Raw genomic sequence first — 20834 nt, 5'->3', positions numbered from 1 at the left:
GTTCTTTGTCGCCTGCTGATGATCGTTCCCACGCTCTGCGTGGGAATGCCGCCCGTGACGCTGCGCGTCACATTCAAGAGCGGACGCAGAGCGTCCAGTGGGGCGTTCCCACGCAGGAGCGTGGGAACGATCAGCAGGCGCCTACGCCTTGAGCGCTTTCTTCGGATAGATATCGTAGCGGCTGGATTTACCATCCAGCGCATGGCTGGGCTTCGGTCCTTCAATGCAAGGCGCCTTGCGCGGGCGTTTGACGACGACTCGGTGGCTGGCCAGCGCCAATGCGGCTTCAAGCAAGGCCGGCGCATCAGGATCATCGCCGACCAGCGGTCGGAACAAACGCATTTCCTTCTTCACCAGCGCAGTTTTCTCACGATGCGGGAACATCGGGTCCAGATAGATCACCTGCGGCGGCTCCCCTTCCCAGTTGCGCATGACCTCGATCGAGTTGCCTTTGAGCAAGTGCATGCGCGAGACAATAGGCGCCACCTCAAAGTCCTGAAGCCCACGGGCCAGACCGTCCTCCAGTAACGCGCCGATCAATGGCTGGCGCTCGATCAGGCTCATTTCGCACCCCAGACTGGCCAGCACAAATGCATCCTTGCCAAGCCCTGCCGTGGCATCCAGCACCCGCGGGCGCACGCCTTGGGCTACACCGACTGCCTTGGCGATCATCTGGCCACTGCCGCCGCCATACAGCCGCCGATGGGCAGCACCGCCCTCAACGAAGTCCACCCGTACCGGTCCCGGTGCATCCGGACCGAGCTGTTGCAGCTGCAAGCCCTGCTCGGTGACCTGTAACGCGAACTCGGCATCGTCCATCAGCAATGGCAAACCGAGTCGCTCGGCCCATTGCTCCGCTTGCGCGGCAGACGCTCCGGCTAGCGCCTGGACTTTGATGCGGCAGGCCGCTGGTTGCTCAATCATGGGGAAACACGCTCAAAAAATTAATGATCGGCAAAAACTGCCGATAAAAGAACTATCAGGCATTTTGCCAGAGCTGAGCGTCGACCGAGAGAAATGTCAGACATTCAAAGCACAATCACAGGCTTTATCTCGCCCTACGGCGACTACAGCCTGCGCAACTCCCAAGCACTGAGCGGCGTCAGTCACCTGTGGCAGGATTTCTTTGCCCGGGCATTAGCCGATCAGGTGGGCGATGCGGCGAGTGTTGCTGGCGAAAAAACGCTGGTTGCGGTCGATGGCCCGATCGAGCCAAGCGGTGGCACTGATCTGCTCACGCAGATCGTTACGCAACGTCATTGCGATGTTCAGGACACCCGGATCCGCCCGCCAGAACCGTTGTTCCTGCCGATTGCCGAGTTCGAAATGGACCTGGCGGACAAGCCGGCCATCCCGTTCCCACCGGAAGAAATCGCCGCGCAACAAAAGCAACAGGACTTCGAGAGCGGCTGGGTTCGCCCAATCGTGCTGAACGCCGGCCAACCACTGCCCGAACCCGGCCCGGCGCCGCAACCCCGCCCGCTGCACCTGCCGATTGCCGAGTTCGAGCTCGACCTGCTGGACAAACCGGCGATCCCGTATCTGCCAGCAGAACTTGCCGAACAACAGAAACAATTCGACTTCGATAACGGCTGGGCACGCCCGCTGATCCTGCAAAACCTGCGCCTGGCCGCCTGAAACTCAAGCCCCCGGACACTGTCAGAAACCGCACGACAACTGCTGGCTAATCAGCCTTTGAACAGCTGATTGATCTGCCCGAACGGCATGGCATGGTCGGCAAAGTCAAAGGTGCCGCGTCCGTGAACTTCCTGAGCGGCGGTATAAAACGCGCCATAGGCCGCACGCGCCAGCGCAGAACCGACACTGATACGTTTGACCCCCATGTCGCTCAGCTGCGCCACCGTGAGATGGACACCACCGGACATCAACACATTGACCGGTTTGGGCGCCACGGCCCGGACCACTGCAAGGATCTCTTCTTGCGTGCGCAGCCCCGGGGCATAAAGCACATCGGCTCCTGCTTCGGCGAATGCCTGCAAGCGGCGAATGGTGTCCGGCAGGTCAAGCTTGCCGTGCAAGAGGTTCTCCGCGCGGGCCGTCAGCATGAACGGGAACGGCAGACTGCGCGCCGCCGCAACCGACGCTTCGATCCGCTCGACAGCATGTACAAAGGAATAGATGGGATCGTCCTCATGGCCCGTGGCGTCTTCAATCGAGCCACCGACCACACCGGCAGCCGCCGCGCGCAGGATCGTCTCGGCGCAACCCTTAGGGCTGTCGGAGAAGCCGTTTTCCAGGTCGACCGCGACCGGGAGATCCGTTGCGCCAACAATCGCCTGGACGTTTTCAAGGGTATCGTCCAGGGACAACGCACCGTCCGGACGGCCTCGAGAAAACGCAAAACCGGCACTGGTGGTCGCCAAGGCCATATAGCCAAGGCTGGCGAGCATTTTTGCCGAACCGGCGTCCCATGGATTGGGAATCACGAAAGCGCTGTCACGCTCATGAAGTGCCTTGAAAGTCTGGGCACGAAGGGTTTGCGCATCCATTTGCTCGCTCCTGAAGAGGGGATTGGTCCACCTCAGAGCAAGCCGAGTTGCTCCGCGGCGGGCTCTCTGTATAGCTCAGGCAACGCCGGCAAGCCAGGCAAACGTGCCATTAGCTTTGTGTGAAAACGCCGCGCCAGTTCGGCGGCCAGGCGATTATCGGCAGTGTGCAGAAAGATGTAGGGCGTGCGCCCCTCTTCGATCCAGACCGCGATTTTCTCCACCCATGGCAGCAGGAACGGATCGTTAGCCTCAAGCTCGGGATGACCGATAAAGCGCACCTGCGGGAACTGCGTGAAGGCCGCCGGACGTGGCGGCACCTGGGGCTTTTTCGATTGCGCATGCAGCACCGACGGATCGCTCGAGGTGCAACTGAACAAGGCTCGCGGATCGAGGCAAATGCGCTCGACGCCACGGTCGAGTAACAGCCGGTTGAGCATCCGTTCGGCATCGCCTTTGGCGAAAAACTCCCGATGCCGCACTTCAACCGCCAGCGGTCGTTCCAGGCCATCGATAAAACCGGCCAATTCCGCCAGACGCTGCGGTGTAAAGCTTGCCGGCAATTGCAGCCAGAGCGGTGAGACGCGCGCACCGAGTGGGCTGAGCAATTGCAGGAAACTTTCGGCGGCGGTCAACTGCTCGCGCAGGTCGCCGCCGTGGCTGATGTCTCCCGGGAATTTGGCGGTGAAGCGAAAGTGCTCGGGCATGGTCTCGGCCCAGCGCTGCACCGTCGTGACAGCGGGACGCGCATAGAAGGTGGTGTTGCCTTCCACGGCGTTGAACACTTGGGAATACAGACCGAGAAACTCGGTCGGCCGTGCGCTTTGCGGGTACAGGTACTCACGCCAGGCGTTTTCGCTCCAGGAAGGACAACCGAGGTAATAAGGGAGCAGCATCAAATGTGCAGATCGAGCCCCAGCACTTCCATGTCCCACTCGACAAAGCCGGCAGTGGTCAGGTAGCTGGCCAAGGCTGTGGCAACGCTTTTGCTCATGGCGCGATGGAAAATCATGTCTTGCTGGCGGGCGGGAAGATTGCTGGTACGACCAGCCGACGCCTGGGGGCGTGCGCTGAGCGGCGTATCGGACTGAAGTTCAATCTCGCCATCCTCAAGGGAGTCGTCCACCACCACATTGCCTTTGCGAGGCTTGCGCTTGATGGGGTAGGACTGAGATGAAATGCCGTCTATACGCATAAATGCATGCTCGGTATCAGTGATGGCAATTTAGCGGCACCTAGCCGACTAAGCAAATGCCTTGGTGATAACTAGAGCACAGAAAATGCAAAAGGTTTAAACGCGGGAGCAAATTGCTGGGCAAACCTGACGATTGGCAGGCTCACACATCCCCTGTAGCAGCCGGACGCAGCCTGGCGGCAGCTGCTACAAATCGCATGACTTGCCCACCCTATTGGCTGTTACCGCGCTTTCGGCGTCGCCACTTTATCGCGCAGATACACCGGCTGCGCCTGGTCAGCAGGAATCGCTTCACCACGCTCCCAGGCAAAACGAGCCAGGGTCAACAAATCTTCGGCATGAGGCAGCATGCTCGCGTCCTGCCCCGTCAGGATAACCGCAATCCGCTCGGCATAACCCCAACCGGTACCCGCGCCAAACCACTCGCCATTGGCATCGGCCGGCAAGGCTGCCACCTCGGGTGGCAGCACCGCTTCAGCGCCGACCAGGCGCATTTCGCCGGCCGTTTCGCGGTAGCAGCCCCAATACACCTCATCCATTCGTGCATCGATGGCCGCAGCGACCTGGCTTGCGCCATGCTCGCGAAATGCACGTTGAGCCAACACTGCCAGATTCGAGACCGGCAACACCGGACGCTCCAGGGCAAAGGCCAGGCCCTGAACCACGCCGATGGCGATCCGCACACCGGTAAACGCACCCGGCCCACGGCCAAAAGCAATTGCGTCGACCGCCTGCAAAGTGGTCCCCGCCTCGGCCAGCAGATCCCTGATCATCGGCAAAAGCTTCTGCGCATGCAGACGCGGGATCACCTCGTAATGGCTCGTGACCTTGCCGTCATGCAGCAAGGCAACGGAGCAAGCTTCAGTCGCGGTGTCCAGGGCCAGCAAGGTGCTCATCGATGTTTCCGTCAGAGTGAAAAAAGTGCGCCAGTATAAACAACAACGGCCCGCAAGCGGGCCGTTGAACGTAAAGCAAAATCAGACTTATCGGCTCAGCGCTTCAAGCACCTTGCCAGTGATCGCTTCAACGGAGCCAACGCCAGCGATGTGGCTGTACTTCGGCTTGCCTTGAGCGTCGGCGAGCTTCTGGTAGAAGTCCACCAGCGGCTTGGTCTGGGCATGGTAGACCGACAGACGATGACGCACGGTTTCTTCAGTGTCGTCTTTACGCTGCACCAGCTCTTCGCCAGTGACGTCGTCCTTGCCGGCAGTTTTCGGCGGATTGTAGACGGTGTGGTAAACGCGACCGCTGGCCTCGTGAACACGACGACCGGCGATACGCTGAACGATTTCTTCGTCATCGACGGCGATTTCAACCACGTGATCCAGCTCGACACCGGCCTTGACCAGTGCTTCGGCCTGCGGAATGGTGCGCGGGAAGCCGTCGAACAGGAAACCGTTGGCACAGTCAGCCTGACTGATGCGCTCTTTGACCAGATTGATGATCAGGTCATCGGACACCAGGCCGCCGCTGTCCATCACGCTCTTGGCGATCAGGCCCAGCTCGGTGCCGGCCTTGACGGCGGCACGCAGCATATCGCCGGTGGAGATTTGCGGGATGCCGAATTTTTCGGTGATGAACTTAGCCTGAGTACCTTTACCGGCCCCGGGAGCTCCCAGCAGAATTACGCGCATCGATGTGCTCCTCAATTTTTTATTTAGATAACGTCGGATTCGCCTCGTGGGGCCAATCCCAAAAATAGGGTCGTGACCGCCCAAACGGCCAAAGGCTGATCAAGATACACAGCAGGCACGGACCACACAAGCCGCCGAAAGTAGCAACAACCCACGCTCATGTTGCCCTTTCGAGGAGGTGTACCAAGTCGCAACCCAATAACAAACTGTCGCCTGGCAGCAGCGCTCACGCCTCTCGAAGCGAGCGCCAGGGTGACGCGCCAAGTCACTGACACAGCCGAAAAAACCTTAGCCGGTATTGCGCAAACCAGCGGCAATCCCCGCCACAGACACCAGCAACGCCTGCTCCACCGGGCTGCCCTGCACCGCGTCCTGTTGCCGGGAGCGCGCCAGCAATTCAGCCTGTAATAGATGCAGTGGGTCCAGGTAAGTGTTGCGCAGACGGATGAACTCAAGGGTCTCAGGGCTATGTGCAAGTAGCTGCGACTGGCCGGTCAAACCCAACACCACGCCACAGGCCTGCGACAATAGGTCGCGTAAATGCGCACCCAAAGGCAGCAATTGCGGCTCAACCAATCGCTCGTCATAAGAACGGGCGATATCCGCGTCGGCCTTGGCCAGGACCATCTCCAGCATATCGATGCGCGTGCGGAAGAATGGCCACTGCTCACGCATCTGCGCCAGCAGATCGCCTTCACCACGCTCCAGGGCTTTGCTCAAGGCCGCTTCCCAACCCAGCCAGGCAGGAAGCATCAAGCGCGTCTGGGTCCAGCCGAAGATCCACGGGATCGCCCGCAAACTTTCGATCCCCCCCGCGCGACGTTTAGCCGGACGACTGCCCAACGGCAAACGGCCCAACTCCTGTTCCGGTGTCGACTGGCGGAAATACTCGACGAACTGGGGATTGTCCCGCACCACTGCGCGATAGGCACTGACCCCATCTGCCGCCAATTCGTCCATCAACACCCGCCAGGCCGGTTCTGGTGGCGGAGGTGGTAATAAGGTGGCTTCCAGTACCGCAGCCAGGTACAGATTGAGGTTCTGCTCGGCGATGTCTGGCAAACCGAATTTGAAACGAATCATTTCACCTTGCTCGGTGGTGCGGAAACGCCCGGCCACCGACCCCGGCGGTTGCGACAGAATCGCCGCATGGGCCGGGCCGCCGCCGCGCCCCACGGTGCCGCCACGACCATGAAACAGCAACAGCTCGACTTGCTGCTCGCGGCAGATGTCCACCAGCCGCTCCTGCGCGCGATATTGCGCCCAGGCCGCCGCCGTAGTGCCGGCATCCTTGGCCGAATCGGAGTAGCCGATCATCACCTCCTGCGGTCCCTGCAACCGCGAGCGGTAGCCCGGCAGGAGCAACAGCTTCTCGATCACCGGGCCGGCGTTGTCCAGGTCAGCGAGGGTTTCGAACAACGGCACCACCCGCATCGGCCGTAACACCCCGGCCTCTTTGAGCAGCAGTTGTACCGCGAGCACGTCGGACGCGGCGCCCGCCATGGAGATCACATAGGAGCCAAGGGAGGCCGCAGGCGCGGCAGCGATTTCCCGGCAGGTCGCCAGCACCTCGGCCGTCTCGCCCGAGGGTTTGAAATGCGCCGGCAGCAATGGCCGCCGATTGCTCAGTTCACGCATCAAGAAGGCGACGCGCTCCTCCTCGCCCCAGTCGCCATAACGCCCCAGCCCGAGGTAGTCGGTGATTTCGGTCATGGCCGCCGAATGCCGCGAGGAGTCCTGGCGCACGTCCAGACGCACCAGGAACAACCCGAAGGTCACGGCACGGCGCAAGCAATCGAGCAACGGACCATCGGCGATCACGCCCATGCCGCACTCATGCAGCGACTGATAGCAGAGTTCCAGCGGATCGAGCAGCTCACGGTTGTTTTGCAAGACGTCGGTGCCCGCCACCGACGCACCGTTCAGGGACGCGTGCGCCCAATTGCGGGTCGCCCGCAGGCGCTCACGCAACTGTTTGAGCACCGCACGATAAGGTTCTGCACTCTCCCCGGCCCTGGCGCGTAATTCGTCGCTGGCCTGCTGCATCGACAGCTCGGCGGCCAGGTGATCGATATCGCGCAGGTACAGGTCGGCGGCCATCCAGCGCGACAACAGCAGCACCTCGCGGGTGACCGGCGCCGTGACATTCGGGTTGCCGTCACGGTCGCCGCCCATCCACGACGCGAAGCGAATCGGCGCTGCTTCCAGCGGCAAACGCAAGCCCGTGGCAGCATGCAACGCCTGGTCAGCCTTGCGCATGTAGTTGGGGATCGCCTGCCACAGCGAATGCTCGATCACCGCAAAACCCCACTTGGCCTCATCTACCGGGGTCGGTCGGGTGCGGCGGATTTCTTCGGTGTGCCAGGCTTCGGCGATCAAGCGCTGCAAGCGCTGATGAATCTGCTCGCGCTCGGCGGTCGTCAGATCGCGGTGATCCTGCGCCGCCAGTTGGGCTGCGATGGCATCGTACTTCTGGATCAGGGTGCGCCGCGCGACTTCGGTCGGATGCGCGGTCAGCACCAGTTCGATTTCCAATCGCCCCAACTGCCGGGCCAGCGACTCGGCGCCATGCCCTTCTGCGCGCAAACGTGCGAGCAACTCTGGCAACACCCTCGACTCGAACGGTGCCGGTTGCGACTCGTCGCGCCGATGAATCAACTGATACTGCTCGGCAATGTTGGCCAGGTTCAGAAACTGATTGAACGCGCGGGCCACCGGCAGCAACTCGTCCTCGCTCAACTGGTTCAGGCTGGCGCTCAGTTCGGCGTCCGCCGAGCCACGGCGATCCGCCTTGGCCCCCTTGCGAATTTGCTCGATCTTGTCGAGAAACCCCTCCCCGTACTGTTCACGGATAGTGTTGCCCAACAGCTCACCCAACAGGTGAACATCTTCGCGCAAGCGCGCATCAATATCGGTCATCTACGTGTTCTCCAGCAGACTCGGGGCGGCTCGGAAGGCTCAAGAGTGCCGCTCGCGCCACGTTCTTACAAGCCTGCGACGAATCGACTTCAAACATCGTGCGATAGAGCTAGTCTGAATGTATGCCGTACAACGGCTGATCACCGGCCCTCGCCGGTCACTCATCACTGCCTGCCACGAGCAGGTGATCATTGAGGTCGCTATGAAAATCCGTGAGCTCGCCCAACATTGGGAAGAAAATGCCAAAGGTCGCTTGACCAAGACCGGCTACACGATCCGTCTGGACGTAGAAGCCGCCGCACGCCTGGCGGCGATTACCGAGATGTACCCCAAACGGCAACCCGAAGAACTGCTCGGTGAACTGATCGGCGCCGCGCTGGAAGAACTCGAAGCGAGCTTTCCCTACGTCAAAGGCTCGCATGTAGTCGCCACCGACGAAGAAGGTGATCCGCTCTACGAAGACATCGGCCCTACCCCCCGTTTCCTCGCGTTATCAAAGCGCCATTTGCACGATTTGTCCGCACGGACAGACAAGCAAAAACACTGATTACGCCGCCCCTTCCCCGTCGAGAAAGTCGGTACTTCTGAACCCGTTCCGGGGGAACAACAAAAAATCCGGACACCCATGAGGATTCCGGATTTTTATGCCTTGGCGCCCATTTTTCTTCCGTTCGATTATCGCCCAAAACCCGCCACAGCCAATTGAATCGCTCTAAGCATCCAACGCACCATTCCCCCGCACCTACAAAATCCAATAACAACAGGTTTGACACCATGCCCCTGCGCCCTGCCCGCTCCGGCTGATCCAGCCCACCCGTTCCTTCAGTTCGACACTTTTGTCTGCAACCCGACGTTGCGGCAGCGCCCTGCTTCACCCCTAACAATTAGAGAGCCCGATCACATGAAGCCATTCACCTCCCTTCCAGCCACTCCTCACGCTCTGCTGGCCATAGCGCTGGCGAGCGCGGCATTGCCGGTCATGGCCGAGGAATCCGGCTTTCTCGAAGACGCCAAGGTCAACCTGAACCTGCGCAATTTCTACATCAATCGCAACTTCACCAACCCGACCAAGACTCAGGGCATGGCCCAAGAGTGGACTCAGAGCTTCATCCTCGATGCCAAGTCCGGGTTCACCCGGGGCACCGTCGGTTTCGGCATGGACGTGCTCGGCCTGTACTCGCTGAAACTCGACGGCGGCCGCGGCACCGGCGGTACGCAGTTGCTGCCGCTCGATCACGATGGCCGCCCGGCCGATGACTTTGGCCGCCTGGGCGTGGCCTTCAAGGCGAAGCTTTCCCAGACCGAACTGAAAGTCGGCGAATGGATGCCGGTCTTGCCGATCCTGCGTTCAGACGATGGTCGTTCGTTGCCCCAGACGTTCCGAGGTGGTCAGATCACCTCGAAGGAAATCGACGGCCTGACCCTCTACGGCGGCCAGTTCCGCGCCAACAGTCCGCGTGACGACAGCAGCATGAGCAACATGTCGATGAACGGCAAAGCGGCATTCACCTCGGACCGCTTCAACTTCGAAGGCGCCGAATACACCTTCAATGAAAAACGCACCCAGATCGGTCTGTGGAACGCCGAACTCAAGGACATTTACAGCCAGCAATACCTCAACCTGGTGCACACTCAGCCCCTGGGCGACTGGACCCTGGGTGCCAACCTGGGCTTCTTCTATGGCAAGGAGGACGGCAGCGCCCGGGCCGGCGATCTGGACAACAAGACCTGGTCCGGACTGTTCTCGGCCAAGTACGGCGGCAATACCTTCTATGTCGGCCTGCAGAAAGTCACCGGCGATAGCGCCTGGATGCGGGTCAACGGTACCAGCGGCGGCACCCTGGCCAACGACAGCTACAACTCAAGCTACGACAACGCCAAGGAAAAGTCCTGGCAGCTGCGCCACGACTACAACTTCGCCGCCCTCGGCGTGCCCGGCCTGACCCTGATGAACCGCTACATCAGCGGCGACAATGTGCATACCGGGACCATCACCGATGGCAAGGAATGGGGTCGCGAGACCGAAGTGGGCTATACCGTGCAGAGTGGAGCCCTGAAGAGCCTTAACCTCAAATGGCGCAACTCGACCATCCGTCGCGACTTCAGTAACAATGAGTTCGACGAAAACCGAGTGATCGTCAGCTACCCGATCAGTCTGCTGTAAGACCCAAAAACGCCATCGCGGGCAAGCCTCGCTCCTACAGGGATTCGTTCGTTCACACAGGCGTGTGTCGATGCCGATCATGTAGGAGCGAGGCTCGCCCGCGATAGCGATTTATCGGCCAATCAAATCCCGGGCTATTCCCGCGATTCAACCCCCAACTCATCCCACACCGATTCAGCCAGATGAAAAGTCGCGTTGGCGGCTGGAATGCCGCAATAGATCGCGCTCTGCATCAGCACTTCCTTGATCTCGGCGCGGGTCACGCCGTTGCTCGCGGCGGCGCGTAGATGCAGCTTGAGTTCTTCATTGCGATTCATACCGATCAGCATCGCGATGGTGATCAGACTGCGGGTATGCCGAGGCAGGCCCGGGCGGGTCCAGATATCACCCCAGGCATGGCGGGTGATCATTTCCTGAAACTCAGAGTTGAACTCTGTCAGCGCATTCAGGCTGCGGTCGACATGGGCATCGCCGAGGACCGCGCGACGCACTTGCAGGCCTTCGTCATAACGTTGTTTCTCGTCCACGAGCAGCTCCTCAGATACGCTTTTCGGCCAATAGAAAGGCCAATACCCGGTCACTGAACGCAGCGCCAGCCTGGACGTTGGACAGGTGCGCGGCATAGAACTCGGCGTATTCGGCAGCCTGCACCTGCTCTTGAATAAAGTGCCCGCCCGACGGCGGCGTGACCGCATCTTCAGTGCCGCAAATTACCAGCGTCGGTACCTTGATCGACGACAACTGCTCGCGGAAATCGGCATCCCGCACCGCCGCGCAGTTGGCTGCATAGCCTTGCGGTGAAGTGGCGGCGAGCATGTCGGTGATCTGTTTGGCCTGCTGCGCATTAGCCTCAGCGAAGTCAGGAGTGAACCAGCGGGCAATCGAGGCATCGCGCAAAGCAACCATCGCCGCCGGGCCGTCGCGCAGCACGGTTTCGATCCGTGGGTTCCACACCGAAGGATCACCGATTTTCGCTGCGGTGTTGCACACCACCAGTTTGCGCAGACGCTCACCGGCATTGATCCCCAGCCACTGGCCAATCAGCCCGCCCATGGACAAACCACAGAAATGCGCACGCTCGATATGCAACGCATCCAGCAGCGCCAACACATCATGGCCCAATTGCTCGATGCTGTAAGGCCCTGGCGTGACCAGCGAACGACCGTGGCCACGGGTGTCGAAACGCAGCACCCGGAAATGCTCGGCAAAGGCCGGGATCTGGATGTCCCACATGTGCAGATCGGTGCCCAGCGAGTTGGACAGCACCAGCACCGGCGCATCTTCCAGGCCATCGAGTTGGTAGTTCAGTTCGCCATCGGCGAGTTGTACGAATCCCACAGCAGTCTCCTTCAGGCACTCAAAGCAAAATGTTCAGCCACCGCTCGCTCGACCCAGGTATGGGCCTGACCGAGGTAATGGGCAGGGTCCAGCAGACGATCAAGTTCATCGGCCGAGAGCTCGGCGGTCACTTGCGGCTCATCGCCGAGCACCGCGCGCAAATGACGCTGCTCGGCTACCGCCCGCTTGCAGCATTGTTCAAGCAGATGGTGAGCCTTATCGCGGCCCACACGCTGGGCGAGGACGATACTCACCGCCTCGGCCAGCACCAGCCCCTGAGTCAGGTCGAGATTTTTCGCCATTCGCCTGGCATCGACCTCCAACCCTTCGGCCACCAGCAAGGCTTGCCGCAAGGCACCGGATACCAGGCAGCAAATTTCCGGCAGGGTTTCCCATTCGGCATGCCACAACCCCAGGCTGCGCTCATGTTCCTGGGGCATTGCGCTGAACAGCGTCGCCAGCAAACCCGGCACTCGGGTCGCGGCGCCGATCAGCACCGCAGCCCCTACCGGATTGCGTTTGTGCGGCATGGTCGATGAACCGCCCTTGCCCGGTGCCGCCGGTTCGAACACTTCACCAGCCTCGGTCTGCATCAACAGACTGATATCGCGACCAAGCTTGCCCAGGCTGCCAGCGATCAGCCCCAGCACCGCCCCGAACTCCACCAGACGATCGCGCTGGGTGTGCCAAGGCTGTTCCGGTAGCGTCAGCTGCAGCTCTTGCGCAAGCGCCTCGGCAATCGGCATGGCCTGCTCACCCAGGGCCGCGAGGGTCCCGGAAGCACCGCCGAATTGCAGCACCAGCAGGCGCGGCTTGAGTTCCTGCAATCGTTGCCGGCTACGGGTCACGGCCCCCAGCCAACCGGCGATTTTCATGCCCAGAGTCACCGGCGTCGCGTGTTGCAGCCAAGTGCGCCCAGCCAGCGGTGTGGCCACATAACGTTCGGCCTGGGCCACCAGGATTTCGCCGAGTAGCGCCAATTCGCGGTCAATCAGCTGCAAGGCGCTGCGCAGTTGCAACACCAAACCGGTGTCCATCACGTCCTGACTGGTGGCACCCAAATGCACATAACGCTCGGCATCGGCGTCATGGGCGGCGATCTGTTTTCCCAATGCCTTGACCAGCGGGATCGCCGAATTCCCCGCGGTGGCAATCGCCTCTCCCAGTGCGAAGAAGTCGTAATGTTCAGCGCGGCACGCCGCTTCAATCGGCGCGACAGCGGACTGAGGAATCAGTCCAACCCGCGCCTCGGCCCGGGCCAATGCGGCTTCGAAATCGAGCATGGCCTGAACCCGGCCTTGATCGCAGAACACTTCACGCATATCGCGGGCAGTGAAATAGGCATCGAACAATTGATTGCTCGGTCGTTCACTCATAGACAATCCCTTCGAGGCGTGCACCCGAAACGGGCACACGCGGACAGATCAAAGATCGTGATGCAAATAAGCCGCCTGTTTCGGCAGGCGCAAACTGAACAGAAAGGCCACCGCCATCATCAACGTGACATACCAGTAGAAGGTGTTTTCCATGCCCAGGGTTTTCAACCCCAGGGCAACGTATTCCGCCGAGCCACCGAAAATCGCGTTCGCCACTGCATACGCCAGCCCTACTCCCAACGCCCGAACCTGGGTCGGGAACATTTCGGCTTTAACCAATCCGCTGATGGAGGTGTAGAAACTCACAATCGACAACGCCAGGGTGATCAGCACAAAGGCCAGGAACGGGTTGGTGACAGTCTTCAGGGTCAACAGAATCGGCACGGTGAACAGCGTGCCCAGCGCGCCGAACCAAAGCATCGAGTTACGCCGGCCGATTTTATCGGCGAGCATGCCGAAAAACGGCTGCATGCACATATAAAGGAAGAGTGCGCCGGTCATGATGTAACTGGCCGTCTTGACTTGCATACCGGCGGTGTTGACCAGGTACTTCTGCATATAGGTCGTGAAGGTGTAGAAAATCAGCGAGCCACCGGCGGTGTAACCGAGCACTGTAATAAAAGCCGCTGTGTGATTGCGGAACAACGCGGCGATGCTGCCAGCGTCCTTGTCTTCGCGTATTTCCTTGCTGGTGGTCTCTTTCAACGAGCGACGCAGGAATAGAGAAATCAGCGCCGCAATCGCACCGATCACGAACGGAATCCGCCAGCCGTAGGCGCGCAGTTCGTCTTCGTTGAGGATCTGCTGCAGGATCACCAGCACCGAGACCGCCAACAGTTGTCCGCCGATCAAGGTCACATACTGAAATGACGCGAAGAAGCCGCGCTGTCCCTTGAGCGCGACTTCACTCATATAGGTCGCGGTGGTGCCGTATTCACCGCCCACCGACAACCCCTGAAACAACCGAGCCACCAGCAGCAACGCTGGCGCCCAGGCGCCGATCGAGTGGTAAGTCGGCAGAAAAGCGATGACCAATGAACCGGCACACATCATCAGCACCGAGATCATCAGGGAATTCTTGCGCCCGTGCTTGTCAGCCACTCGACCGAACAGCCAGCCGCCGATAGGACGCATCAGGAACCCGGCGGCAAACACGCCAGCGGTATTGAGCAACTGCACCGTGGGGTCGTCAGACGGGAAAAATGCCGGAGCGAAATAGATCGCGCAAAAAGCGTAGACATAGAAGTCGAACCATTCGACCAGGTTACCGGAAGAGGCACCGATGATCGCAAAGATCCTTTTGTTGCGCTCTTCGCCCGTGTAGTAGCTCGTCGTTGTTGTCATGGTTTTTCACTCTTTGGGGACAGTGTGAGTCTAGACATACTTTGCAACAGCCCCATTCCGTATTGGCTGAGAGATCGTTCCCACGCTCGCGCGTGGGAATGCATTCCCGTGACGCTCTGCGTTACAAGAGCGGACGCAGAGCGTCCATGGCGGCATTCCCACGCAGAGCGTGGGAACGATCACTCAGTAATCGAAAAACACCGTCTCGGCATCCGTCCCCTGCAGGATCACGTTCCACTGATAAGTGCCTGACGCATCCGCCTTGGCCAGCAGCGTACGGCGACGCTCTGCCGGGACACATTCGAGCAGCGGGTCGGCTGCGTTGGCCGGTTCGCCGTCGAAGTAGATGCGCGTCAGCAAGTGTTTGACCAGCCCGCGAGCGAACACCAGCACCACCAGATGCGGCGCCTGGGTCGTGCCATTGAGGCCCGGTACTGTGCCTGGTTTGACGGTGGTGAAACGGAAGCGCCCTTCGGCATCCACGGGCACCCGGCCAAAACCTTCGAAATTCGGGTCCAGGGCTTTGTCCTGATCGTCTTCGACATGGTCGTACTTGCCGGCAGCGTTGGCTTGCCAGACTTCCAGCATCGCGTCATTGACGAAATCGCCATTGCCATCGACGACCTGCCCGGTGATCGCCACGCGCTCGCCCAATGTCTCGGGCGTCGTCATGTCCTCACGGTTCAGCCAGGTCAGACCGATGTGGTAGTACGGGCCGACGGTGTGTGAAGTGGTCGCATTGAGCGTCATCTTATTTCTCCATCGGCGTGGCTTCGCGGCCGCGCAAAACGATGTCCCAGCGATAACCGAGGGCATAGGAAGGGATGGTCTTTTCCAGATCGAAGCTGGCGATCAAGCGCTCTTTGGCGCGGGTATCGGGTACGCAGTTGTAGATCGGGTCATAGGCCAGCAGCGGATCGCCGGGAAAATACATCTGGGTCACCAGGCGGGTGAGGATGCTCGGGCCGAACAGCGAAAAATGGATATGCGCCGGGCGCCACGCGTTGTGGTGGTTGCCCCATGGGTAGGCGCCAGGCTTGATGGTCTGGAACTGGTACCAGCCATCCGCGTCGGTGACGGTGCGTCCGGTGCCGGTGAAGTTCGGGTCCAGCGGTGCATCGTGCAGGTCACGCTCATGGTTGTAGCGACCGGCGGCATTGGCCTGCCAGATTTCCAGCAAGATCCCTGGCACCGGCAGGCCATCTTCATCCAGCACGCGGCCGTGAATGATGATCCGCTCACCCAGTGGCTCGCCCTGGTGCTGGGCGGTGAGGTCGTTATCCTGGTCTTGCAGGTAATCAGCACCGATAGTCGGGCCGGTGATTTCCGACAACGAATGAGGCAAAAACACCAACGGTTTGGACGGCGAGCGACTGTTGGTGGATTTGTAAGCCGGGTGCAGATACTCCGGCTGGGTGCCCGCTTGGGGGCGACGGTAACCAGGCTTGTCAGTCATCGATCATTCCTCTTTTCTTGTAAGTCAGCAGCGACCTGTCAAACGCGCTCGATCGCCAAGGCCAGACCCTGCCCCACGCCGACACACATGGTCGCCAGGCCTTTTTTGCCGCCGGTCTTTTCCAGATGATGCAAAGCGGTCAGCACCAATCGCGCACCGGTCATGCCCAACGGATGGCCCAAAGCGATAGCACCGCCGTTTGGGTTGACCTGCGCAGCGTCATCGGCCAGACCCAGTTCACGCAACACCGCCAAACCCTGGCTGGCGAAGGCTTCATTGAGCTCGATCACGTCAAAATCGCTGACGGCCAGACCCAGGCGCTCGGTCAATTTGCGCACCGCCGGCACCGGGCCGATGCCCATTACCCGTGGTGCGACACCGGCACTGGCCATACCCAACACCCGGGCCCGAGCAGTCAGGCCATGTTTTTTCACGGCTTCGGCCGAGGCCAGAATCAATGCCGCCGCACCGTCATTGACGCCCGAAGCGTTGCCCGCGGTGACGGTTTTATCCGGACCGTTCACCGGTTTGAGTTTGCTCAGGGTTTCCAGCGAGGTGTCGGCACGCGGGTGCTCGTCCTGCTCGACCACAGTCTCGCCCTTCTTGTGGGCAATACGCACCGAGACGATTTCTTCAGCGAAGAATCCGGCGACTTGTGCCGCCGCGGTACGTTGCTGACTGCGCAGGGCGAAGGCGTCCTGATCGGCGCGGGAAACCCGGTAATCATCGGCGACATTGTCGCCGGTCTGCGGCATCGCATCGACGCCGTATTGAGCCTTCATCAACGGGTTGATAAAGCGCCAGCCGATGGTGGTGTCCTCCAGCTTCATGTTGCGCGAGAAGGCCGCATCAGCCTTGCCCATGACGAACGGTGCGCGGGACATCGACTCGACGCCACCGGCAATCGCCAACTCCATCTCGCCACTGGCAATCGCCCGAAAGGCCGTACCGATGGCGTCCATGCCCGAAGCACAGAGACGGTTGAGGGTCACGCCCGGAATACTCTCCGGCAAACCGGCCAACAGCAAGGCCATGCGCGCGACGTTGCGGTTGTCTTCGCCAGCCTGGTTGGCGCAGCCGAGAAACACTTCGTCCACCGCGTTCCAGTCCACCGAGGGGTTGCGTTCCATCAACGCCTTGATCGGCACGGCGGCCAGGTCGTCAGCGCGCACGGCCGACAGACCACCACCGAAACGGCCGATGGGGGTACGGATCGCGTCACAGATAAAGACTTCGCGCATCAGGCTTCTCCCGGTGCTTGGCCGTGGGCGGCTGCGGTACGCGCTTCAAGATCGCGCAAGGCGGTCAGCTCGACCTCGGTCGGTTCGGCGGTGTGTTCAACCTGATCGGCGAAGCGAATGGCCCAACCGGTAGCCGCGATCACCTGCTCACGGGTCACGCCAGGGTGCAGTGCGGTGACCACGAATTCGTGGCTGACAGCTTCCGGTTCCATGATGCACAGGTCGGTAATGATCCCCACCGGCCCGGCGCCCGGCAAGCCGAGGCGTTTGCGCGAATCGCCGCCTTCGCCATGGCCGACCGAGGTAATGAAGTCGAGTTTGTCGACAAACGAACGGGCCGATTGCTTGAGGATGATCAGCACGCTTTTCGCGGAACCGGCGATTTCTGGCGCACCGCCAGCACCGGGCAGGCGGACTTTTGGCTGGTGATAGTCGCCCACCACGGTGGTGTTGATGTTGCCGAAGCGGTCAACCTGCGCGGCACCGAGAAAGCCAACGTCGATGCGCCCACCCTGCAACCAATAGCGAAAAATCTCACCGGTCGGCACGACGGTATCAGCGGTTTCCGCCAGCTCGCCATCACCGATGGACAGCGGCAGTACAGTGGGTTTAGCGCCAATCGGGCCAGACTCGTAGATCAGCACCACGTCCGGCGAGGAGGTCAACCGCGCCAGGTTGGCTGCTTTGGAAGGCAGACCGATGCCGACGAAGCACACAGAGCCGTTCTTCAAACGGCGGGCGGCGGCGACGGTCATCATTTCATTGGTGGTGTAAGCCATTATTTAGCCTCCGAAGCGCGGGCCAGTTTGGCCTGGAATTCGCTGAAGTCAGCGCTGCCATGGATGTATTCGTTGATCCAGGCGGTGAAGGTTTCACGGTCGCGGGCAATCGGGTCCCAGGCCTGGTAGAAACGGTTGTCACGCTCGCTGTAACCGTGGGCGTAGGACGGATGTGCGCCGCCTGGCACGTGGCACACAGCGCTCAGGGCCCAAGTCGGCAAGACACAGGCATTCATCGGTGCCTTCAGGTCGTCGACGATTTCTTCGACGGTGACGATGCAGCGTTTGGCCGCCAGTGCCGCTTCTTTCTGCACGCCGAGGATGCCCCAGAGCAGGACGTTGCCTTTACGGTCGGCTTTCTGGGCATGGATCACCGTGATGTCCGGGCGCACCGAAGGCACCGCCGCCAGCACTTCTCCGGTGAACGGGCAGGTCACGCTTTTAATCAGCGGGTTGACCTTCGGCAAGTCGGAACCGGCGTAGGCCCGCAATACCGCGAACGGCAGGCCGGAGGCGCCAGCAACGTAGGCATTGGCAAGGTCGGCGTGGCTGTGTTCTTCGATTTCCAGCGCATGCGGCCACTGCTTCTCGACCGCGTCACGCAACCGATGCAGAGAACCGACGCCCGGGTTACCACCCCAGGAGAAAATCAGCTTGCGAGCACAACCGGCACCAATCAACTGGTCGTAGATCAGGTCAGGCGTCATCCGCACCAGGGTCAGGTCTTTCTTGCCCTGGCGAATGATTTCATGACCTGCCGCCGTTGGAATCAGGTGAGTGAAGCCTTCGAGCGCGACGGTATCGCCGTCGTTGACGAATTGCTTCACCGCTTCGTGCAGCGAAAGGATTTCAGCCATGGGTGGACTCCCGAATTCAGTAAACCGACGTGGAAGAAAAGGCGCGATGAGCAGCGCCGGAGTGACTGAAGATTAAGCCTCTAAAAAACGCCAAACAATCCGATAATCGACTAATCGTTCGATAATCGAACATATTGTTGCCTAGCTATCGGTTACGCGTTTGATCAGATTGATCGTTCCCACGCTCTGCGTGGGAATGCATCCCGTGACGCTCTGCGTCACATAACGGCGGACGCAGAGCGTCCATGGCGACATTCCCACGCAGAGCGTGGGAACGATCTGAAAAAACCTGCAGTCAGGTCGCATCCGCATGACTGACCATGCCCTTGATCACCACCGCCGTCGTCGCCAACGCTGCCGGAATCACCAGTGCCGTCAGCACTTGTTCGAAGTTCCAGCCCAGGCCCAACAGCGTCGCGCCCATCCAGGCACCGAGAATTGCGCCAAAACGACCGATGCCGAGCATCCACGACACACCGGTCGCCCGGCCCTGGGTCGGATAGAAGCGCGCTGCCAGCGACGGCATCGCCGATTGGGCACCGTTGACGCACATGCCGGCAACCAGCACCAGGGTCGCCAACAGTGTGATGTTGCCCAGGCTCTGCCCTACAGCGTAGGCAAAGACCCCGGCCAACAAGTAGAAAATGCCGATGACTTTGTGCGGGTTGAAGCGGTCCATCGCCCAGCCCACGACAACCGCGCTGAGCACTCCGCCGAACTGGAACAACGCACCGATGAACGCGGCCTGCTCCATACTCGCGCCGCTGTCACGCATCAGCGTCGGTAGCCAACTGGTCAACAGATAGACAATGACCAGCCCCATGAAATAGGTCAGCCATAAGAGCAAGGTTCCGGTGCTGTAGGTACCGGAAAAAATCACCGCGAACACATTGCGGGCTTTCACGGTTTTCTGCTCTGGCACGCTGAAGCTGGCGGCCTGAGCGACGGTGGCCGGATCGATTGGCGCCAGCGCATTGCGGACTTTATCGGTGCCGCGATTACGCACCACCAGATACCGCGCTGACTCCGGCAGCCAGAGCAACAGGACCACGGTCAGAATCAACGGCAAAATCCCGCCGAGCATCAGCAGGCTGTGCCAGCCGAACGCCGGAATCAGTTTCGCCGAAATGAAACCGCCACCGGCCATGCCCAGGTTGAACCCGCAAAACATGCTGGTGACCAACAGCGACTTGTGCCGCTCGGGGGTGTATTCGGACAGTAGCGTGGTGGCATTCGGCATGCCCGCGCCCAATCCCAGCCCGGTCAAAAAGCGCAGTATCAACAGTTGGTCAACATTGCTGCTGTAGGCCGATGCGAGACTGAACACGCCGAACAACAGCACCGCCCCCACCAGAACGACTTTGCGACCAAAGCGGTCGGCCAGCGGGCCGGAGCCCAGAGCGCCGAAGACCATGCCGATCAGTGCAGCGCTCATCACCGGGCCGAGGCTGGCGCGATCGATCCCCCAATCCTGCGACAACGCTGGCGCAATGAAGCCCATGGCCGCGGTGTCCAGGCCATCGAGAAAGACAATCAGAAAACACAGGATCACCACCCGCCACTGGTAGCGAGACAGCGGTTGGGTATTGATAAAGGACTGCACATCAAGGCAGTTCCCTACAGCAGACTGAGGCTGATTCATTATTTTTATTCCACACAGGATGCGCAGGCGAACAAGTGCCGGCAACGGTCAGCGATTTCACAAATGGGGCAATACCGGAGTCAGGCGACCCGGGCTCGAAGGCAGAACCGGTGCAGGCAACGGCAGGCGGAGAAAGTGCTCATGGCGGGGGTGGCCTCTTCATTATTATTGGGTCGTCGTCCGGCTGATGGCAGGTGACCAACAACGCCGGATGACGCTGCCGCGACATTAATGAAGCAAGGGAAACAGCGTCAATTCGCCAAACCCGTATCTGTTCGGTAAACGCACAGATACGGACCTGTAGAACCTAGTGGCCTGTGTGGCTAGTTCGTTAGCTCAAATTCGGATGCCGGCGGCCCAGAGCCAAGGCGCTGTGACGAGT

Annotated in this window: 20 protein-coding genes; 3 read left to right on the top strand and 17 right to left on the bottom strand. The window is 60.5% G+C overall.

From position 1 onward, the window contains the following. Positions 1–141 precede the first annotated feature (141 nt). Positions 142–924, bottom strand: a complete 783-nt coding sequence (locus AC07O1_RS27550; protein WP_494992670.1) for a class I SAM-dependent methyltransferase — start codon at positions 922–924, stop codon at positions 142–144. A gap of 93 nt (positions 925–1017) precedes the next feature. On the opposite strand from AC07O1_RS27550, the gene AC07O1_RS27545 reads away from it, so the two are divergent. Next, on the top strand, positions 1018–1638 hold the full coding sequence (locus AC07O1_RS27545; protein ID WP_494992669.1) for an energy transducer TonB: 621 nt from the start codon (positions 1018–1020) through the stop codon (positions 1636–1638). A 50-nt stretch (positions 1639–1688) separates the two neighbouring features. Here the strand turns inward: AC07O1_RS27545 and AC07O1_RS27540 are convergent, their stop codons facing one another. The 6 genes from AC07O1_RS27540 to ppc form a co-directional block, all read right to left on the bottom strand. Then, positions 1689–2510 carry an isocitrate lyase/PEP mutase family protein gene (locus AC07O1_RS27540; RefSeq protein WP_495090828.1) on the bottom strand — a complete coding sequence of 274 codons (822 nt, stop codon included), beginning with the start codon at positions 2508–2510 and terminating at the stop codon, positions 1689–1691. A 32-nt stretch (positions 2511–2542) separates the two neighbouring features. Then, the gene (locus AC07O1_RS27535; RefSeq protein WP_495023246.1) at positions 2543–3403 is read right to left on the bottom strand and encodes a DUF72 domain-containing protein; all 861 of its coding nucleotides are present in this window, start codon (positions 3401–3403) and stop codon (positions 2543–2545) included. Then, positions 3403–3702, bottom strand: a complete 300-nt coding sequence (locus AC07O1_RS27530; protein WP_494992666.1) for a hypothetical protein — start codon at positions 3700–3702, stop codon at positions 3403–3405. Before AC07O1_RS27530 ends, AC07O1_RS27535 begins: the two co-directional genes overlap by 1 nt. 221 nt (positions 3703–3923) lie before the next feature. Then, complete coding sequence (gene tsaB / locus AC07O1_RS27525; RefSeq protein WP_495090827.1) at positions 3924–4598, bottom strand: tRNA (adenosine(37)-N6)-threonylcarbamoyltransferase complex dimerization subunit type 1 TsaB; 675 nt, start codon at positions 4596–4598, stop codon at positions 3924–3926. 87 nt (positions 4599–4685) lie between these two features. Continuing rightward, positions 4686–5336 (bottom strand): adenylate kinase, encoded by a 651-nt coding sequence (gene adk, locus AC07O1_RS27520; protein ID WP_495090826.1) that lies wholly within the window; start codon positions 5334–5336, stop codon positions 4686–4688. A gap of 288 nt (positions 5337–5624) precedes the next feature. Beyond that, positions 5625–8255, bottom strand: coding sequence for a phosphoenolpyruvate carboxylase (gene ppc, locus AC07O1_RS27515; protein ID WP_494992663.1), 2631 nt, complete (start codon positions 8253–8255; stop codon positions 5625–5627). 202 nt (positions 8256–8457) lie between these two features. On the opposite strand from ppc, the gene AC07O1_RS27510 reads away from it, so the two are divergent. Both AC07O1_RS27510 and AC07O1_RS27505 read left to right on the top strand, forming a co-directional pair. Next, positions 8458–8802, top strand: a complete 345-nt coding sequence (locus tag AC07O1_RS27510) for a pilin assembly protein (protein WP_494992662.1) — start codon at positions 8458–8460, stop codon at positions 8800–8802. 354 nt (positions 8803–9156) lie between these two features. Continuing rightward, the gene (locus AC07O1_RS27505) at positions 9157–10419 is read left to right on the top strand and encodes an OprD family porin (RefSeq protein WP_495090825.1); all 1263 of its coding nucleotides are present in this window, start codon (positions 9157–9159) and stop codon (positions 10417–10419) included. A gap of 134 nt (positions 10420–10553) precedes the next feature. Here the strand turns inward: AC07O1_RS27505 and pcaC are convergent, their stop codons facing one another. The 10 genes from pcaC to pcaK all read right to left on the bottom strand — a co-directional run bounded on the left by pcaC (position 10554) and on the right by pcaK (position 20452). Continuing rightward, positions 10554–10946, bottom strand: coding sequence for a 4-carboxymuconolactone decarboxylase (gene pcaC, locus AC07O1_RS27500; RefSeq protein WP_150803589.1), 393 nt, complete (start codon positions 10944–10946; stop codon positions 10554–10556). A 10-nt stretch (positions 10947–10956) separates the two neighbouring features. Continuing rightward, positions 10957–11757, bottom strand: a complete 801-nt coding sequence (gene pcaD, locus AC07O1_RS27495; protein WP_495090824.1) for a 3-oxoadipate enol-lactonase — start codon at positions 11755–11757, stop codon at positions 10957–10959. 11 nt (positions 11758–11768) lie between these two features. Further along, positions 11769–13133, bottom strand: coding sequence for a 3-carboxy-cis,cis-muconate cycloisomerase (locus AC07O1_RS27490; RefSeq protein WP_495090823.1), 1365 nt, complete (start codon positions 13131–13133; stop codon positions 11769–11771). A gap of 48 nt (positions 13134–13181) precedes the next feature. Continuing rightward, a complete protein-coding gene (locus AC07O1_RS27485; protein WP_495090822.1) occupies positions 13182–14477 on the bottom strand; it encodes an MFS family transporter in 1296 nt (431 codons plus the stop codon). A 183-nt stretch (positions 14478–14660) separates the two neighbouring features. Next, positions 14661–15227, bottom strand: coding sequence for a protocatechuate 3,4-dioxygenase subunit alpha (gene pcaG, locus AC07O1_RS27480; protein ID WP_495090821.1), 567 nt, complete (start codon positions 15225–15227; stop codon positions 14661–14663). Position 15228: 1 nt separating this feature from the next. Then, positions 15229–15933 carry a protocatechuate 3,4-dioxygenase subunit beta gene (gene pcaH, locus AC07O1_RS27475; protein ID WP_494992656.1) on the bottom strand — a complete coding sequence of 235 codons (705 nt, stop codon included), beginning with the start codon at positions 15931–15933 and terminating at the stop codon, positions 15229–15231. A gap of 38 nt (positions 15934–15971) precedes the next feature. Continuing rightward, positions 15972–17177 (bottom strand): 3-oxoadipyl-CoA thiolase, encoded by a 1206-nt coding sequence (gene pcaF / locus AC07O1_RS27470; protein WP_495090847.1) that lies wholly within the window; start codon positions 17175–17177, stop codon positions 15972–15974. Beyond that, positions 17174–17956 (bottom strand): CoA-transferase subunit beta, encoded by a 783-nt coding sequence (locus tag AC07O1_RS27465; RefSeq protein WP_494992776.1) that lies wholly within the window; start codon positions 17954–17956, stop codon positions 17174–17176. Before AC07O1_RS27465 ends, pcaF begins: the two co-directional genes overlap by 4 nt. Then, positions 17953–18810, bottom strand: coding sequence for a CoA transferase subunit A (locus tag AC07O1_RS27460; RefSeq protein ID WP_494992655.1), 858 nt, complete (start codon positions 18808–18810; stop codon positions 17953–17955). The genes AC07O1_RS27465 and AC07O1_RS27460 overlap by 4 nt, the downstream gene beginning before the upstream one ends. Positions 18811–19105: 295 nt before the next feature. Further along, positions 19106–20452, bottom strand: a complete 1347-nt coding sequence (pcaK, locus tag AC07O1_RS27455; protein ID WP_495090820.1) for a 4-hydroxybenzoate transporter PcaK — start codon at positions 20450–20452, stop codon at positions 19106–19108. Between the last annotated feature and the right edge of the window lie 382 nt (positions 20453–20834).

The sequence above is a fragment of the Pseudomonas sp. GW821-FHT07G10 genome (assembly GCF_059418545.1).
The sequence above is the reverse complement of the archived record's forward strand: the minus strand, read 5'-3'. Positions and strand labels throughout refer to the sequence as shown.